Genomic DNA, 16,182 nt, shown 5'->3' with positions numbered 1-16,182 from the left:
TCATGGTCTTTTTCTGGTGCCAGCCCGTTTTAGCTATTTTTGGAAACGGTTCAATAAAAGCGGTTGGAGCACCGTTGCTTCAGATTCGCAAAACCGGACGATCCAAAAGCCATAAAAAAACCATCTTCCCTCTGCAGAGGAAAGATGGTTTTGGATGAATCTGATAAGATGCTGCCGGAATTTATTCTCAAGCGGCTGTTTTTAAAGATTTTATGCTTACAGCCCGCATTTCAGCTGCGCGTTGCAGTTCGTGCAGGTATTGCAGCCGCCCATCTCTTCAACTGTCCCTTTGCGGCAGACCGGGCATGTGTTGCCGATTTCAGAGCCGATGGTGACGTTCGTTGAACGGAGATCCTGGATCGTGTCGATCAGGACGATCGGGCGTTTGCCTTTGACGTCTTCCTGATGCGGCTCCTCGAATGTGTTCTCTTCCGCTTTCAGCGTCAGCACCTGCGAGTCGCGGCTTCCGTCGACGTAGACCGTACCGCCTTTTGCGCCGCCTTTGTACAAGCGCTCGTAGACGCCTTCGACCTGCTCGACTGTGTAGCCGCGAGGTGCGTTGACTGTCTTCGAGATCGATGAATCGATCCAGCGCTGGATGATGCACTGCACATCCGCATGCGCTTCCGGAGCCAAGTCCATTGACGTAACGAATGCTTTCGGCAGGTTTTCTTCGTCCGCTTCCGGGTTGTTCTTCAAGTATTCACGGACGATGTCCGCTTTCACTTCGATGAACTTGCCGAGGCGTCCGCTGCGGTAGTATGTGAATGAATAATATGGCTCAAGCCCTGTAGATACGCCGACCATTGTGCCTGTAGAACCGGTCGGTGCAACCGTCAGCAGATGCGAGTTGCGTATACCGTTGTCCAGGATGCCCTGGCGGATTTCTTCCGGCATGCCTTGCATAAAGCCGGTTTCGCTGAACGCTTTCCGGAGTGAAGCCGTTTCTTCGTCTGTGTTGCCGATCAGGAACGGGAAGCTTCCGCGCTCTTTTGCAAGAAGCGTTGATTCTTCGTACGCCGCTACAGCAATCGTCTTGAAGATTTCATCAACCAGCTCGTTGCCTTCCGGCGAGCCGTATTCCTTGTCACAATAAATCAGCAGGTCGGCAAGCCCCATGACGCCTAAGCCCACACGGCGTTCGCCAAGCGCCTGGACGCGGTTCTCTTCCAGGAAGTACGGTGTTGCGTCGATGACGTTGTCCTGCATGCGGACGCCGACTTTGACGGTTTCCTTCAAGGCTTCGAAGTCCACTTGCTTTGTCTGCGGATCTGCAAAGCGTGCCAAGTTGACGGCAGCCAGGTTGCAGACCGAGTAAGGCGCCAGCGGCTGTTCGCCGCAAGGGTTCGTTGCTACCACTTTTTGGCCGTAAGCTGTAGCGTTCGTCTTGGCGTTGGCATTGTCGATGAAGAAAATGCCCGGCTCAGCTGAATACGTTGCACAGACGTTGATCAAATTCCACAGTTCGCGGGCTTTGATCGTGCGGTAGACGCGTACGCCGTGGCCCATGCGCTCCCATTCGCGCACATCACCGATTTCCTGCCACTGTTCGTTATAGATGGCCATTTCTTCAGGCGAATACGATTCGACCGCCGGGAAGCGCAGGTCGTAATCCGCATCTTCTTCGACCGCTTTCATGAAATCGTCTGTCAGGGTCACGGAAATGTTCGCGCCTGTCAGGAATTCTTCGTTATGGACCGAGTAGGTTCCGCCGTCGCGCAGCTTCGTTTCAGCATCGCGCATGATCTTCTCGTTGAATCCGCCCATTCCCGGAATCGCCCGGTAGTTCAGGATCCCTTGGTACATGGCCTCCTCCTGTTCGAGGAGCGGCTTGAACTTCAATTTCTCATTTGCCAGCTTTTTGATCATTTCGTCTTCCGTATTCTCGATCAAGTAGCGGAGGATGCGCGGGTTCTGCATTTTTGAAATGATGAATTCCGCGATATCCGGATGCCAATCAGCCAGCATGATCATTTGGGCGCCGCGGCGGGATCCGCCTTGTTCGACCAGGTGCGTCAATTTTGCGATGTCGTCGAGCCAGGAAACCGATCCCGATGATTTTCCGTTGACCCCGCGCGCAAGCGTGTTTCTCGGGCGCAGTGTAGAGCCGTTCGTGCCGACGCCGCCGCCCCGGGACATGATTTCCATCACTTGTTTGCGGTGGTCTGAAATGCCTTCACGCGAATCTGCCACGAATGGCATCACGTAGCAGTTGAAATACGTGACGTCCGTGCCTGCGCCGGCTCCGTATAGGACGCGGCCTGCAGGGATAAATTTCAGGTTGACCAGCTGTTCATAGAACTTCCCGAACCATTCTTCGCGTTTTTCCGGCGTCGTTTCAACAGAAGCAAGTCCTGCAGCGTTGCGTTTGGCAATCTGCTCGTAATAGACTTCCAGCGGTTTTTCGATGACATCAAGCGAACGGTTGACGATTCCCGCCTCCGCTTCTTCAGGTTTGTCGATCGCGCTGCGGTAGTCTTCTTCGATCCAGACTTTTGCTGTGTTCGACGTTCTGTCGACCGATACGATATACCCCAAGCCGCGTGCCGGGAATTTCGGATCCTCCTTGACTGTCAGCACGACAAAGTCGCCCGCTTTCAGCGTCTTCTTTTCCGTATCCTTGTATGAATAGCGGTCGATCATGACGAGGCGCGATACCCCTTTATGTGTTGTTTTCATGTCCGGGGTGATCGCAAAAACTTGCGGGAACGCTTCGATGTCGCTGTTCAAACTCACCGGATTTAGAGAATATTCTTTTTGAGTGGCAGAAACCATTTGACAATTCCTCCTTCATATTATATGGAGTAGACACTATATATAGTATTATTACATTTCCCATCGTACTATATGTTGAAACATCGAAGCAATAACAAAATTTTGCTTCCAGTTTCACGTGCCGTCTCAAAGCTGAATCCACAAAGGTTTCCACCGTTTTTGCCTATGTAAAATGAGTCTTTAGACTCCTCAGACCCGCAGATTCCAAGCCGGATTGGCATAGCGCATTTCTTCAATCTTCTGAACTTCCAGACGCTGTTCCGCTGAGAGCGAAAACGGCTTCAGCCGGATGCCGAGAGCCGCTTCGAACCCGGCTTTGAACGCGCTTGCGCATTCTTCATGAGTGGCGTTCTCCTGCCGCAGCTCATTGATTGCCGCCGCTTTTTGGGGTATTTTCCTGCGCATGCGCTCTTTTGCTTCTTCGTCCGGAAACTTGAAGACCGATAATAATTTCTCAGCATCCAAGTCGAGCAGGATGGCACCGTGCTGCAGGATGACCCCTTTTTGGCGCGTCTGCGCGCTTCCGGCAATTTTGCGCCCTTCGACCACCATCTCGTACCAGCTTGGTGCATCAAAGCATACGGCGCTTTTCGGCTTTTTCAAATCCGCTTTCTGGCTATCGGTCAGCGGAACGGAAAAGGACGCATCGAGTCCGAGGTTCCGGAATCCCTCCAGCAGTCCACCGCTCAGCACCCGGTAGGCTTCGGTCACCGTTTCCGGCATGTCCGGGTAATCCTCGCTGACAATGATGCTGTATGTCAGCTCGTGTTCGTGGAGGACCCCCCTCCCGCCAGTCGGCCGGCGCACAAAGCCGAGCCCGAGGCGCTCCACTTGCTCCATATCGATTTCTTTTTCCACTTTCTGAAAATACCCGATTGAAAGCGCTGCAGGCTCCCAGCGGTAAAACCGGATCACCGGCGGGATGGCCCCTTCGCTGTGCCAGTTCAGCAGCGCTTCGTCGAGCGCCATATTGAATGACGGTGTCCCTTTGCCTGAATCAATAAACAACCATTCCGGAAAATTCACAAGATCGCCCCCTAATTTCTTTAATTAGTGTAACATTGCCATTGAACATGAGTCACTCCATCTTTTATAATGGAGTGAGATTAGAAAGGGGCAAGAACAGTGGAGTTTCTTTATATTACTTTAGGCGTAGTAGCCGCATTGCTGATCTTTGCAGCAATTTCGTATTTCCGCATCAAGAAGGCCGTCACCACTTTGACGCAAGAGCAGTTTATCGAAGGATACCGCAAAGCACAACTAATTGATGTGCGGGAACCGAAAGATTTTGCGAACGGCCACATCCTGGGCGCGCGCAACATCCCGCAGACCCAACTGAACCAGCGCTACCGCGAGATCCGCGCTGACAAACCGGTTTACATCTACGACCAGAACGGCGCACGCAGCGGCCGGGTGGCGTTGTTCCTTAAGAAAAAAGGATATGACCAATTGTATCAATTGCAAGGCGGCTTCAAGCAATGGACCGGCAAGGTCAAAGCCAAATAATCATCTAGAGCCTTTCCCAGGTGTGGAAGGGCTCTTTTCGTTTTAACGAAACGATCCGGACTGGAGGAAAATCATGTTGCCCAAAATTCTTTTTCCCCACGGGGAAACTCTTAGGGAAACGCTGCCCCATTATGCAGAAGTCGCAGCTGTTTCCGAAAAAGCATTGGCTGCACTCGATGAACGCTCACAAGGAGAATGGTTCCACGTCGATATCGAAGAAACGATTTCGCGGCTGCATACCCATCTGCTCGACCTGATGGAAAAGGGGCTCCTGAAGTTTGAAACCCTGTGCTTTTTGTATCAGGCCCGCCCGCTCGGCAAAATTGCAAGCGCAGAAGAAGACGATCAGAGCGGCAGCCTGCGGGTGCGGCAGAGCTTTGAAAACCGACTGGTCTTTTTCCCGGACTACGATGTCGCCCTTTCACAATACCAGCTCTTCACGGCTGCGGAGAACGCATGGCCGGAATTCCAATTTTTCGCTAAATCGGAACCTGCTGCCCTCGCTTTCCTGGAAGCTATGAACGAGCTGCTGCGCATCGAACTGATGAACAGCATTACGTTCCTTGTGGACACCGACGAAGGCGTAAAACGCCGGAATTACGGGGAAATGGCCATCGTCAACCGCGATGATGTCATTTTGGAAGCAGGCATCAAAAAGGACATTTTCCGCTCGATTGATGAATTCTTCCTAGAAGACGGCGTGTTCTTCAAAGAGTACGGCGTCCCGTACAAACGCGGCATCCTGCTTTACGGAGCCCCCGGCAACGGCAAAACGACACTCGTCAAGTCAATCACCGGCTCCACTGAAGCGCCGGTCGTCTACTGGCAGATCACCGAATTCACATCCAGCTATACCGTCCAGGAAGTATTCGGGACCGTGTCGAGGCTTGCCCCTGCGATTCTGGTCATAGAAGATATCGATTCGATGCCTGAGTTCACCCGTTCGGTCTTCCTGAACACGCTTGACGGCACGCAGTCCCGTGAAGGCCTTTTTATCATCGGGACAACGAATTACCCCGAGCGGATCGATCCCGCACTCATCAACCGGGCTGGCCGGTTTGACCGGGCATACGAGATCCCTTCGCCTGACAAAAAACTGCGCAAGCAATACCTGCAAAAACTCGACGTCAAATCGATCTTCACTCCCGAACAGCTGGATGACATGGCCAAACTTTCAAAAGGCCTGTCGATTTCCCAGCTCAATGAACTGTACATGTCCACTGCCCTGAACTGGCATTACGAAGGGGAGACGAAATACGGCGAACGCATCCAGGAACTCCAAAAGCAGAGCCGCCGCGCTGCAAAGAATGATTGGGAAGAAGCCGATTCGCCCATCGGATTCGGATGAAGAACCGGTATAATGGACAGCAAAAGAGCCCGCCTGCGGAAATCTGCAGGCGGGCTCTTCGTTTGTTCTATTCAGCTTTGGTATAGCGCAGGACCGGCTTGCGGGCCGCCTGTGTTTCATCCAAGCGTTTAATGACAGTCGTGTGCGGTGCATTCTGGACGATTTCCGGATTGTCTTCCACTTCTTTTGCAATCTGGATCATCGCATCAATGAAGGCGTCAAGCGTTTCTTTCGATTCTGTTTCGGTCGGCTCGATCATCATGCCTTCTTCCACGTTCAATGGGAAGTAAATCGTTGGCGGATGGTAGCCGAAGTCCAGCAAGCGCTTCGCCATATCAAGCGTCCGTACGCCTAGTTTCTTCTGGCGGCGTCCGCTCAAGACGAATTCATGCTTGCAGTGGCGGTCATATGGCAAATCGAAATGCGGCTGTAATTTGCGCATCATGTAGTTGGCGTTCAAGACGGCATATTCCGTCACGGCTTTCAGGCCGTCCGGTCCCATGGTGCGGATATACGTATAAGCACGGACGTTGATGCCGAAGTTGCCGTAGAACGGCTTGACGCGGCCGATCGATTCCGGGCGGTTGTAGTCGAACGTAAAGCTGTCGCCTGATTTCACCAGCACCGGGCTTGGCAGATACGGAATCAGGTCCTTTTGGACACCGACAGGGCCTGAACCAGGGCCGCCGCCGCCGTGAGGGCCGGTGAACGTCTTATGCAGGTTCAAGTGGACCACATCAAAGCCCATGTCGCCAGGGCGTGCTTTCGACATAACGGCGTTCAAGTTGGCGCCGTCATAGTACAATTTGCCGCCGACTTCGTGGATGATGGCAGCCATTTCCAGAATCTGTTCTTCAAACAAGCCGAGTGTGTTCGGGTTGGTCAGCATCAAAGCAGCAGTATCAGGACCGACAACGCGCTTCAAGTCCTCAAGATCGACCAGGCCGTGTTCGTTCGATTTCACTGTTACGGTTTCAAAACCGGCTACTGTTGCCGATGCCGGGTTGGTGCCGTGTGCAGAATCCGGAACGATGACTTTGGTGCGGTTCATGTCGCCTCTTGACTCGTGGTAAGCGCGGATCATCATCAGCCCTGTCCACTCGCCATGTGCGCCGGCAGCCGGCTGGAGCGTCACTTCGTCCATGCCGGTGATTTCCTTCAGATGCTCTTGAAGGTCGAACATCAATTCCATCGCACCTTGAACGGTAGACTCGTCCTGAAGCGGATGGATATTCGCGAACCCAGGGTAGCGTGCTACGGATTCGTTGATTTTCGGGTTGTACTTCATCGTGCACGATCCTAACGGATAGAACCCAGAATCGACACCATGGTTGCGCTTGGAAAGCGCTGTGTAATGGCGCATGATATCCAGTTCAGACACTTCCGGCAGATCAGCCGCTTCATCGCGGATCAAACCTTCCGGCAAGACATCGGCCAAATCGATTTCCGGCACATCTAGGTCCGGCAGGCTATAGCCGACGCGGCCTTCTTTTGTCAATTCAAAAATGAGCGGTTGGTTGTCTTTATGCATGAGTAGCCCCCATTTCCTGCACTGCAGCAGCAAGTTCCTGCACGAATGCATCGATCTCTTCTTTGGTGCGCTGTTCGGTCACAGCAACAAGTGTATGGCCTTGGAGTTCCGGATAGCTGCGCCCTAGGTCATAGCCGCCGATCATGCCTTTTTGGAGCAGGCGGGCGTTCAATTCTTTGGACGGAGCTTTCGTTTTCACGACGATTTCGTTGAAATGTGCGCCGCCGAATACCACGTCAAAGCCGGCCCCTTGCAATTGCTGTTTCATGTAATGCGTTTTCGTGATGTTCTGCACGGCAATCTGTCTAGTGCCGTTTTTGCCGAGCGCCGTCATCGCCACGGAAGCCGCAAGGGCATTCAGCGCTTGGTTCGAGCAGATATTCGATGTCGCTTTGTCGCGGCGGATATGCTGTTCGCGCGCTTGCAGCGTCAAAACGAATCCGCGGCGTCCGTCTTCATCGACTGTTTCGCCGACCAAACGCCCAGGGACTTTGCGCATCAATTGTTTGGTGACTGCGAAATAGCCGCAATGCGGTCCGCCGAATGCCTCAGAGATGCCGAACGGTTGAGCATCGCCGACTGTGATGTCCGCTCCGAGCTTGCCGGGCGGCGTCAATGCGCCGAGCGCCAACGGGTTTGCAGAAACTGCGAACAAAGCGCCCGCTTCATGGATGACCGGTTCAAGGGCTTTCAAATCTTCCACTTGGCCGAAGAAGTTCGGGTATTGCACCATGACTGCAGCCGTGTCGCCGTCAATCATCGATTTCAAAGCTTCGATATCCGTATGGCCGTCTTTCAATGGCACTTCCTCCACGGCGATCGATTGGCCAAGCGCATAAGTGCGCACGACATCTCGCGTTTCCGGATGTACGGCGCGGGATACCAAAATCTTTTTGCGGCGCGTGTGGCCGGCTGCCAGCATGCCGGCTTCGGCAAGCGCAGTTCCTCCGTCGTACATCGAGGAGTTGGCCAGGTCCATGCCTGTCAATTCGCTGATCATTGTCTGGAATTCGAAGATGGCCTGCAGCTCCCCTTGCGAGATTTCCGGCTGGTACGGCGTGTAAGCTGTATAGAACTCAGAACGCGAAATCACGTGGTCGACGATGATCGGCTTGTAATGGTCATAGACGCCTGCACCGAGGAATGAAGCATAGCGGTTCGTGTCCGCATTTTTTGCGGCCAATTGCGCCAATTCCTTTGTCAATGAACTCTCGGATTTTGCCGCTTTGATGTTGTATTCGCCTTTGAAACGCACTTTTTCCGGGATATCTGCAAAAAGCTCATCGATTGACCCTATGCCGATCGCTTCCAGCATTTCTTTTTCGTCTTGAGACGTCATTGGTAGATAACGATGTTTCATCGGTAGCTGTCCCCTTTTCAATTGAGATTATTTTGAACGCTTGTAAAATGGCGTTTCAGCTGTTTTCGCTTTCAGGCGCTTGTTGCGGATCTCCACTTGGAGTTCCGTACCGAGCTCTGCAAATTCACTTTTCACCAAAGCCAGTCCGATGTTCTTTTTCAAAGTCGGCGACTGGGTGCCCGTCGTGACTTCCCCGACCAGCTCCCCGTTTGCGTAAACCGGATAGCCGTGGCGCGGAATGCCCTTATCGATCATTTCAATTCCCACGAGTTTGCGGGGCACGCCGTTCTCTTTTTGGGAGGCCAGCGCTTCTTTGCCCGAAAAATCTTCTTCTTTGTTCAGCTTCACAACAAAATTCAGGCCGGCTTCAAGCGGCGTGATGTCCTTCGACAATTCCTGCCCGTAAAGCGCGAGGCAAGCTTCAAAACGAAGCGTATCGCGTGCACCAAGTCCTGCCGGCACTGCTCCGTCCGCTTTCCCTTCTTCAAGGATACGGTCCCAGAGGGCGACGACCGCTTCCGGGTTTGCGTAAATTTCAAATCCGTCTTCTCCTGTATAACCGGTTCGGGAAACGATGACTTCATGGCCGGCAACCGGCACATCCATTTTAAAGCGGAACGGTTTGATTTCAGACAAGTCCTGTTCCGTCAACCGCTGGAGGATCTCCATAGCGAGCGGCCCTTGGAATGCCAATAAACCGTAATTTTCAGATTGATTATCAAGCGAGACGCCATCGGTTAAAGACTTCTGCATCCATTCGAAATCCTTTTCGATATTCGATGCGTTGACGACCAGCAGATAATTGCCGTCTTCGATCTTATAGACCAGCAAATCATCGACAGTACCGCCGTCAGCGTAGCACATGGCCGTATACTGGGCTTGCCCGTCTTTGATCTTGGACACATCGTTTGTGACCAATTGTTGCAGGTAAGGCAAGCTATTGGGGCCCGTGACAAAGATTTCGCCCATATGGGAGACATCGAACAAGCCCGCTTTGGTTCTGACCGCTTCATGCTCTTCTTTAATGCTTGAAAATTGGACTGGTAGTTCCCACCCTCCGAAATCGATGGTCTTTCCACCGTGTTTCGAATACGCCTCAAAAAGTGGGGTGCGTTTCAATTCTGCCATTCATCTTCCTCCTCGATAATCAAATTCCGCAAAAAAAGACAGAGATTCCCCTGCAATAGGGAAATCTCTGTCCTGGAACCTGAAAGTTTACCTTTACGGCTTTCCTCTTTGGTAGCTGCCAAAAGCAGCGTTCTCCAGAGATGCGTCCTGTACGAGTCTTTTTGCCTGAGAGATTCATGGCATTTTGCCATTTGCTCCTTCGGCGACGCTTGCGCGTTCTCTCCCCGTACACTCATCCGCCCAAATCTAATGTTTGGTCCAAACCGTTATACAGAATAGTATAACTTCGTCTATATCCTAACATTGTTCTGAGGGAAGCGCAATCTTTTTTCATCGTGCCGTTAAAACACGAACATTAAACATGATAAGCGGCTTTTTCATCCGCTTTTTAGCCGATTAACTTGAAAAGCCGCGTATTGGGTGATCTGCCGCAGCGTCCGGAATTCCGTGCGGATCGTAATATGTGCTGCCGCTTTATAATTCCGGTAGCGTTTTTTGAACATCGCTTCAATTTCTTCCCGCGTCGATTGCTGGACGATCGGCCGGTTCGGGTCTTTGTGGATCCGCCGCCAGATTTCCCGGAAAGGGGCATCGAGAAACAGGACCAGCCCCGTGTCCCGCATGATCCTGCGGTTCACTTCGCGCATGGCCACGCCGCCGCCCGTCGATATGATGCAATTATCGTGGTTGAAATTTTGCAAAAATTCGGTTTCCAAATCGCGGAAATACTCTTCTCCATACAGTTTGAAGATTTCCGGGATCGGCATGCCGGTCTGCCGGACGATTTCTTTATCCATATCATAGAAAGGCAGCTTCAAAGCAAAGCTGAGCCTCCTGCCGACTGCGCTTTTGCCGCAGCCCATAAATCCGACCAAATATATTCTTTTCATCTTACCACCCAATGCACCCTGCTACTCAGGTATTTTATGTTGTTCAATTTCACTTAGTAGTTGTATCGTAGCATGTCTATGCATATTTTCCAATCCATCATATGTTCGGTATTGGACCGAATAGACGGCTGTCCCGTGGAACAGCAGGAGAAGGGCTGACAAGAAAAAAATTACAGAGACCGGATAAACGGATCCTTTATTGCCCTTTAGGCTGTGTAAAAACATATTCCGCCTGTTCGACTGTGCCATTGGCCATTTCTGCGCGCAGCGCCAGCTTGTTGCCGTTGATGGTGAACCGGCAGTCCCGGATATCCGTCAGCATGACTTCGTGGCCCTGCCGGAATTTCTGCTTCCGGAGAAACCGGTCATACAGTTCGATATCGTATTCTTCCGCTTCGCGGACGATGCGCACGCCTCCTCCGTTATTGATGACTTCGATCGATTCGATTCCTTTCAGATAGCTTTGCAAATCCACAGCGAACAAATGCCACTCGGCTGTCTGGGCATCGGCTTCTGCGGAAAAACGGATCATGAAGCCGAAGAACAGCACGATGAGCGGCAAAAATATCATCAGCACCAGGAGCTCAAGCAGCGCATTCAACAGTGTGAAGCCTCCTTCGCCAAGGCACTTCATTCGACACATACACGCTGGCGGCGGTCCCGGTAATCATCGTATTCCACACACAGGCGATCCAGCATCTCCCAGCTGTAGACCCGGCCGTTGACTGTGCGTGCACCGTGCCGGTTTTCTGTGGCCGCCATTTCTTTTGCTGCTTCGTGCATCGTTTCGTACGCAACCATCCGCTCCCTTTTCAGGTGCAGCGATTGCTGGAGCTGCTGCATCACCGGCAGGAGCGTCCCGAACAACATGAAAAGCATTGCCAGCCCCAGTATTGTTTCAGCCCAGGAAAATCCCTGTTCATTCAGAAAGCACCACCCTCCCTTTTCCCAGATGGACGACAAGCACCTTTTCGCCCCGGCTCGTTTCAAAACGCAGCGTGCCCGCAGATGTCACCGATCCGTTTGCTGTGAAGTACACGCCGTTCAGATTGCTGGTCTTTTTGAGCCGCACAGTTTCCGGCAGCTTCCGCGGCGGCATGAGAGCCTGGAAGTTCTGGACCACTTCATATGTTCCACCGGATTCCCGGAATACGACCATGGCCGAAGCCTGCGTCCGATACGTCTCGCTTTGCGCGAAATAAATGTCGTGCAGCAGCATTTCGAAAAACCGCGCTTCCTCCCGGTCCGCGGCGAGCGTACGATAGGAAGGGACTCCGATGCCGGTAAGGACCATTACGGCCATCAGCACTAGGAGCATCTCGGTCAAGGTGAAGCCTTGTTCGTTTAAGGCGTAGCCGATGACGAAACCACTCCATCCACCGAAATCGCGATCTGGTCCCCATTCGGGCAGCTTGTTTCATTCGCTTTCAAATACCCGTCTGTTACCAGATTCTCGACGGTCGGGACCGATTTCTTGTCCATCCGGAAAGATTCGACCTGCCCCTGGACCATATGGACGAACGCCTTGCATCCCTTGTCGTCGACAGAAGCCGTCTGTTTGGTGACGTTCGGCAGCGCAATGGCAATCAAAACCGTAATGATGAGCATGACAATCAGCATTTCAATCAATGTGAACCCTTTTTGGCTTTTCATAATTTGCATGTTTTTCCTCCTCAAATGGTATGGATTAGATTGTACATTGGCAAAAGGATGGCTAAATAAGCTCCGATGATGCAGATGGCGATGATGACAAAGAAAGCCGGCTGAATGACGCGCAGCAGCTTCTGGGTCTGCTGTTCGATCCGCTCCATCAGGACTTCGCTGTAAAGGATCAGCTCTTTCCCGAGAAAGCCCGCCATTTCCCCGTGCGCGACAAATGCCGGCATATCTTCGGCTGTGAAGGCGTGGTGGGACAGCGCGGACGACAGCGGATGCCCCGTGACCACTTCCTCGTGGCAAGTCTTCGCCATATGCCGGATGATGGTGTGATAGGTCTGGTTCTGGAGCAGATGAAGCGATTCCTGAAGCGAGATGCCGCTGTGGAGAAGCGTGCCGAGCTCACGGGCTAAAAGATGCGACCAATAAAGCCGCATGTATTTCCGGAGAAGCGGGACGCGGAGCAGCCAGATGATCCTTTCGTTCGGCTGCCTTCTCAAAAGGAGCCGCCAAAACAAAGCGCCTAAGGCTCCGGCCAGCGCAAATGCCCCGATGAAGATGTCCGGCAAACTGAGCAGGTATGCCGGCACCCCGCCGGCTTCCCCGTCACCCCGAAGCGACTCCATCAGCGCAGTCAGATTCGGCACATAATTCGTCCGGAAAAACAGGAACAAGCCCGATGTGAAGAACAGCAGGGACAACGGGTAGACCAGGATGCCCTTCAGTTTTTTCTGCACCCCTTCCGTGCGGGCGAAGCTCTTTGAGATGCTTTCAATGGAGTCGGCCAAACGCCCGTGATGTTCGGCGATTTCGACCGGGAACAGCACCGGATCTTTGAAGCCGAGAAGCTTCAGGATCTCAGCTGCATTGCCTCCGCCTTTCAAGATCGACGTAATGCCAGACAGCGCCTCATCCAATTTGGAGGTATGCATCGGCAAAAGCAGCGCCAATGCTGTCGGCAGCAGATAGCCTTCGTTCAAAAGCACCGACAGCCTGCTGAGAAACTGCGCCCGGTCACGAATCGGAATCCGCTTTTGCTTGTACCGTATCGGCAATCGCACCGATTTTCACCCCTTCCCGGATTTGCCCGCCGAACGTCAGGTGCTCCGGCAAGCTGTAATTCCGCTGCTCCCTTGCAGACGAAAGCGCTTCATCGAGCCGTTCGCCGTGGAGAATTTCGTATAGGGCCCGGTAGGCCGGCTCCGGCTCCGACATATCCGGATATACGGGAATAATGCGCTGTGCGGAAATGGCGATCAACGTCTGCCGCATGTCCTCGTACGAGATTCCGAGGTCATGCAGCCGGTGCAGGCAACCGACCGAATGGCGGGCATGGATGGTCGAAAATACCAGGTGGCCGGTCAGCGCTGCACGGACAGCAATGCCTGCCGTGTCGGCATCCCGGATTTCCCCGATCATGATGATGTCGGGGTCGTGCCGCAGGATCGCCTTGAGGCCTGCCGCATAGCCGAGACCCGCCTTTTTGTTCACCTGTATCTGGAGAATCGCCTGGTTTTTACGCTCTACGGGGTCTTCGAGCGTAATGATATTGCGGTTCAGCTTCTCGTTGCAGTGCTTGAGCAGCGAATACAGCGTCGTCGATTTGCCGCAGCCCGTCGGCCCAGTGAGCAGGATGAGGCCCTGCTTCGCTTCGACCAGTTTTTCAAGCAGCCGGGCAGAATCGCGGAACGCCGCGAGCTCATGCACCGATTGCGCCGCCTCTTCGGCCATGACCCGGATGACTATGCTTTCTTTGGTCAAAACAGAAGGCAGCGTTGATATTCTAAAATAATATGGATGATTTTGAATTGGGAGATGAAAGGATCCAGTTTGGGGTTTGCGTTTTTCGCTCATGTCTAAAAGGGAAAGATATTTGAAATAGGCAATCATGCGATCGCCAAGATCAAGAGGGATTTTCATCACTTGCCGCAGCGCGTGGAACGAGCGGAAAGAGACGCTGTAGCATGTCGGTTCGGGTTTGACGTGGATATCGGTCGTGCCGCTTTCAACCGCTTTCTCAAGCAGGCTGGAGCAACGGCGTTCAATGATTTCTTGCATGGCCACCTCCTGTTTTGGACTTGAACAAAGGCCGCATCTTTGTTCCCCCATAGTATAACTGCGTGATTTATAGAAGGGAATAGTTTCCTGCAAAATAAATATTTGACCCTGCATATCGCGGCAAATCCTGTTTTTGGCACCTCTTTTTAACCTTCCTGTGAACATGGACCAGTTTTCATCCACCGGTTTGTCACAAAGAATCGGCATCTCGCTGTTTACACAATCACTCCGTTTCCTATATAATAAATAAGAGATTATTGTGTTGTGGCAAAGGAGGGATTACCCATGGATAAGATGTTCAAATTAATGGGATGGTGGACTGGCATATTTGCAGTTCTGTTTTATGTAGGCGATATGGTGGAAGTGTCATTGTTAATGGTCGCTAATACCGGATTTTTTGTACTTCTAGGATTCTTAAATATTTCTGAACGCATGTACATGTACATTTTCGCAGCTTACTTAACTGTATTCTTCGTAGGCTTCACTTATTACACAACGTTCATCCATATTCCCGGTGCTGGACATTAATTAACGAAACCAAAAGCAAAAAGCGGCCAATGCGGCCGCTTTTTTATTTGTCCTGGTTTTCTTCCTTTTGTAAAACGCGGGCTGCTTCAAGAAAAAGAGCGGCTTCTTTAGATGCCGTTCGAGCTTATAGGCAAAAGAATAATACAATAATTAGCAAGAAAACCGGAGTCTTCACTCCAGACGGACGCTTTCCGCGGGCTCGCAGGAGTCGCCGTCTTCTGTTGCAGCTCCTGGTCAGTGACTTCTCCTAATTGAGGTTAAATTAGAAATAGCATGCTAATAGCGCGTCGCTGTGATTTCAGGTGATGCTCCCGACCGGTCTGGCCGCGAGACTCCTGAGGGAGCAGCGAAGTGGCCAGACCGGTCGGACTTATATATCTTTATACATCATGAGTAGACTTTGTCTAAAGTCGGCGGCTTCTTTAGAACCCGTTCAGGAATGGATTGCTTGCCGCTTCCTGTTCCGGCGTGGTTTCCGGTCCGTGGCCCGGGAACAGGACCATGTGATCCGGGAGCGTCATCAAAGAAACTCGGATGGATGCCAGCAGCTTTTTCTCCGAGCCGTCGATCAGGTCTGTCCGCCCGATGCTGCCGCGGAATAGCGTGTCGCCAACGATGGCAAACCCTTCAGTTCCGAATGAATAGGAAATGCTTCCAGGCGAATGCCCCGGCGTATGGAGAAGCTCCATTCGGAAATCGCCGATTTGGAGTTGCTTCTCCCCATCGAGCAGCACATCGGCTTCCCCGATGCGGTAGTCCGGCACCATCGGGTATTTACCGGAGCCGTTCAAATTCGGGCGCCCGAGCCAGTCTTTCTCCAAACGGTGCAAGTAAACCGGAATCTTGAATTCTTCCCGCAGATCATCCACGGCCCCGATATGGTCGAAATGTGCGTGCGTCAACAGGATGGCGAGAGGCGCCAACCCTTTCTTCTGCAAAAAGCCGATGACTTTTTCAGCTTCTTCGCCCGGATCGAATATCAGGCATTGTTTTGCATCGTTTGAAACGATATAGCAATTGGTCTGGATCGGTCCCAGCTCCATGTGATTTATTTTCAGCATTTTCTTCACCTCACTTTCAGTATAGCATCCCAAGTGTTCAACGGACCGACAATATTATCCCTCGACAAACAACCTGAATTTCTTTACAATATAAGAGAACAAGACGGCACTGGCTGTTAAAGTTGAAGGGAGTGTCATAGATGAACTTGCTTATGGTTATTTTTGGCCTTATTGCGATTCTTGCTGCAATAGGTTCTGTGCAAACCTTAAAAAACAAACAAATTTTAGGCTTTCTTTTTAACTTCGGTACGTTTGTGATTTTCGGTGCTTTTACAGTAGCGACAATCATCACACAAGGCTATCCGCCAAGCCTGCACTAATTCCCGAAAAGCTGATGCTTC

The 16,182-nt window shown here is 52.1% G+C and carries 17 protein-coding genes and 1 riboswitch; of the genes, 4 read left to right on the top strand and 13 right to left on the bottom strand.

Features of this window, described 5'->3' with window-relative positions; genetic code table 11:
* Positions 1-216: 216 nt before the first annotated feature.
* Together ACFSDB_RS14395 and ACFSDB_RS14390 are read right to left on the bottom strand one after the other, a co-directional pair.
* Positions 217-2,775 (bottom strand): vitamin B12-dependent ribonucleotide reductase, encoded by a 2,559-nt coding sequence (locus tag ACFSDB_RS14395; RefSeq protein WP_204890484.1) that lies wholly within the window; start codon positions 2,773-2,775, stop codon positions 217-219.
* A 189-nt stretch (positions 2,776-2,964) separates the two neighbouring features.
* Complete coding sequence (locus ACFSDB_RS14390) at positions 2,965-3,744, bottom strand: lipoate--protein ligase family protein (RefSeq protein WP_204890689.1); 780 nt, start codon at positions 3,742-3,744, stop codon at positions 2,965-2,967.
* A gap of 156 nt (positions 3,745-3,900) precedes the next feature.
* Between ACFSDB_RS14390 and ACFSDB_RS14385 the strand changes: the two genes are divergently transcribed.
* Both ACFSDB_RS14385 and ACFSDB_RS14380 read left to right on the top strand, forming a co-directional pair.
* A complete protein-coding gene (locus ACFSDB_RS14385) occupies positions 3,901-4,281 on the top strand; it encodes a rhodanese-like domain-containing protein (RefSeq protein ID WP_204890483.1) in 381 nt (126 codons plus the stop codon).
* A gap of 73 nt (positions 4,282-4,354) precedes the next feature.
* Positions 4,355-5,629, top strand: a complete 1,275-nt coding sequence (locus ACFSDB_RS14380; protein ID WP_204890482.1) for an AAA family ATPase — start codon at positions 4,355-4,357, stop codon at positions 5,627-5,629.
* Between the two features lie 67 nt (positions 5,630-5,696).
* On the opposite strand, the gene gcvPB is transcribed toward ACFSDB_RS14380, so the two are convergent.
* The 10 genes from gcvPB to comGA form a co-directional block, all read right to left on the bottom strand.
* On the bottom strand, positions 5,697-7,160 hold the full coding sequence (gene gcvPB / locus ACFSDB_RS14375) for an aminomethyl-transferring glycine dehydrogenase subunit GcvPB (RefSeq protein ID WP_204890481.1): 1,464 nt from the start codon (positions 7,158-7,160) through the stop codon (positions 5,697-5,699).
* Positions 7,153-8,520, bottom strand: a complete 1,368-nt coding sequence (gcvPA, locus tag ACFSDB_RS14370) for an aminomethyl-transferring glycine dehydrogenase subunit GcvPA (protein WP_204890480.1) — start codon at positions 8,518-8,520, stop codon at positions 7,153-7,155. Before gcvPA ends, gcvPB begins: the two co-directional genes overlap by 8 nt.
* 27 nt (positions 8,521-8,547) lie before the next feature.
* Entirely contained in the window at positions 8,548-9,648 is a 1,101-nt protein-coding gene (gcvT, locus tag ACFSDB_RS14365) for a glycine cleavage system aminomethyltransferase GcvT (RefSeq protein WP_204890479.1), read from the bottom strand.
* A gap of 143 nt (positions 9,649-9,791) precedes the next feature.
* Positions 9,792-9,884: riboswitch (glycine riboswitch) on the bottom strand.
* Positions 9,885-10,025: 141 nt separating this feature from the next.
* Positions 10,026-10,538, bottom strand: a complete 513-nt coding sequence (locus ACFSDB_RS14360; protein WP_204890478.1) for a shikimate kinase — start codon at positions 10,536-10,538, stop codon at positions 10,026-10,028.
* A gap of 196 nt (positions 10,539-10,734) precedes the next feature.
* Positions 10,735-11,172, bottom strand: a complete 438-nt coding sequence (gene comGF, locus ACFSDB_RS14355; protein WP_377340419.1) for a competence type IV pilus minor pilin ComGF — start codon at positions 11,170-11,172, stop codon at positions 10,735-10,737.
* A complete protein-coding gene (locus tag ACFSDB_RS14350) occupies positions 11,169-11,417 on the bottom strand; it encodes a hypothetical protein (RefSeq protein ID WP_204890476.1) in 249 nt (82 codons plus the stop codon). Before ACFSDB_RS14350 ends, comGF begins: the two co-directional genes overlap by 4 nt.
* Before the next feature lie 40 nt (positions 11,418-11,457).
* Positions 11,458-11,856: a competence protein ComG gene (locus ACFSDB_RS14345; protein ID WP_377340531.1), complete on the bottom strand. Its 399-nt coding sequence runs from the start codon at positions 11,854-11,856 to the stop codon at positions 11,458-11,460.
* Between the two features lie 26 nt (positions 11,857-11,882).
* Positions 11,883-12,200: a competence type IV pilus major pilin ComGC gene (gene comGC, locus ACFSDB_RS14340; RefSeq protein ID WP_204890475.1), complete on the bottom strand. Its 318-nt coding sequence runs from the start codon at positions 12,198-12,200 to the stop codon at positions 11,883-11,885.
* Between the two features lie 11 nt (positions 12,201-12,211).
* A complete protein-coding gene (comGB, locus tag ACFSDB_RS14335) occupies positions 12,212-13,255 on the bottom strand; it encodes a competence type IV pilus assembly protein ComGB (protein ID WP_204890474.1) in 1,044 nt (347 codons plus the stop codon).
* Positions 13,209-14,252, bottom strand: a complete 1,044-nt coding sequence (gene comGA / locus ACFSDB_RS14330; protein WP_204890473.1) for a competence type IV pilus ATPase ComGA — start codon at positions 14,250-14,252, stop codon at positions 13,209-13,211. Before comGA ends, comGB begins: the two co-directional genes overlap by 47 nt.
* 285 nt (positions 14,253-14,537) lie before the next feature.
* Here comGA and ACFSDB_RS14325 point away from each other — a divergent pair, with 285 nt between their 5' ends.
* Positions 14,538-14,780, top strand: a complete 243-nt coding sequence (locus ACFSDB_RS14325; RefSeq protein ID WP_135501257.1) for a DUF2626 domain-containing protein — start codon at positions 14,538-14,540, stop codon at positions 14,778-14,780.
* 422 nt (positions 14,781-15,202) lie between these two features.
* On the opposite strand, the gene ACFSDB_RS14320 is transcribed toward ACFSDB_RS14325, so the two are convergent.
* The gene (locus ACFSDB_RS14320; RefSeq protein WP_204890472.1) at positions 15,203-15,841 is read right to left on the bottom strand and encodes an MBL fold metallo-hydrolase; all 639 of its coding nucleotides are present in this window, start codon (positions 15,839-15,841) and stop codon (positions 15,203-15,205) included.
* Between the two features lie 140 nt (positions 15,842-15,981).
* Between ACFSDB_RS14320 and ACFSDB_RS14315 the strand changes: the two genes are divergently transcribed.
* Complete coding sequence (locus tag ACFSDB_RS14315; protein ID WP_204890471.1) at positions 15,982-16,161, top strand: DUF2759 domain-containing protein; 180 nt, start codon at positions 15,982-15,984, stop codon at positions 16,159-16,161.
* Positions 16,162-16,182 lie beyond the last annotated feature (21 nt).

Origin of the sequence: Planococcus chinensis (assembly GCF_042681545.1) — a bacterium.
In the GTDB taxonomy this organism is placed as follows: Bacteria; Bacillota; Bacilli; order Bacillales_A; family Planococcaceae; genus Planococcus; species Planococcus chinensis.
The sequence above is the reverse complement of the archived record's forward strand: the minus strand, read 5'-3'. Positions and strand labels throughout refer to the sequence as shown.

Coding starts and splice junctions, on each gene's coding strand:
- ACFSDB_RS14395 (WP_204890484.1), bottom strand. CDS start 2,775: ATGGTTTCTGCCACTCAAAAAGAATATTCTCTAAATCCGGTGAGTTTG.
- ACFSDB_RS14390 (WP_204890689.1), bottom strand. CDS start 3,744: ATGGCGCTCGACGAAGCGCTGCTGAACTGGCACAGCGAAGGGGCCATC.
- ACFSDB_RS14380 (WP_204890482.1), top strand. CDS start 4,355: ATGTTGCCCAAAATTCTTTTTCCCCACGGGGAAACTCTTAGGGAAACG.
- gcvPB (WP_204890481.1), bottom strand. CDS start 7,160: ATGCATAAAGACAACCAACCGCTCATTTTTGAATTGACAAAAGAAGGC.
- gcvPA (WP_204890480.1), bottom strand. CDS start 8,520: ATGAAACATCGTTATCTACCAATGACGTCTCAAGACGAAAAAGAAATG.
- gcvT (WP_204890479.1), bottom strand. CDS start 9,648: ATGGCAGAATTGAAACGCACCCCACTTTTTGAGGCGTATTCGAAACAC.
- ACFSDB_RS14360 (WP_204890478.1), bottom strand. CDS start 10,538: ATGAAAAGAATATATTTGGTCGGATTTATGGGCTGCGGCAAAAGCGCA.
- comGF (WP_377340419.1), bottom strand. CDS start 11,172: ATGAAGTGCCTTGGCGAAGGAGGCTTCACACTGTTGAATGCGCTGCTT.
- ACFSDB_RS14350 (WP_204890476.1), bottom strand. CDS start 11,417: ATGCTTTTCATGTTGTTCGGGACGCTCCTGCCGGTGATGCAGCAGCTC.
- ACFSDB_RS14345 (WP_377340531.1), bottom strand. CDS start 11,856: ATGCTCCTAGTGCTGATGGCCGTAATGGTCCTTACCGGCATCGGAGTC.
- comGC (WP_204890475.1), bottom strand. CDS start 12,200: ATGCAAATTATGAAAAGCCAAAAAGGGTTCACATTGATTGAAATGCTG.
- comGA (WP_204890473.1), bottom strand. CDS start 14,252: ATGCAAGAAATCATTGAACGCCGTTGCTCCAGCCTGCTTGAGAAAGCG.
- ACFSDB_RS14325 (WP_135501257.1), top strand. CDS start 14,538: ATGGATAAGATGTTCAAATTAATGGGATGGTGGACTGGCATATTTGCA.
- ACFSDB_RS14320 (WP_204890472.1), bottom strand. CDS start 15,841: ATGCTGAAAATAAATCACATGGAGCTGGGACCGATCCAGACCAATTGC.
- ACFSDB_RS14315 (WP_204890471.1), top strand. CDS start 15,982: ATGAACTTGCTTATGGTTATTTTTGGCCTTATTGCGATTCTTGCTGCA.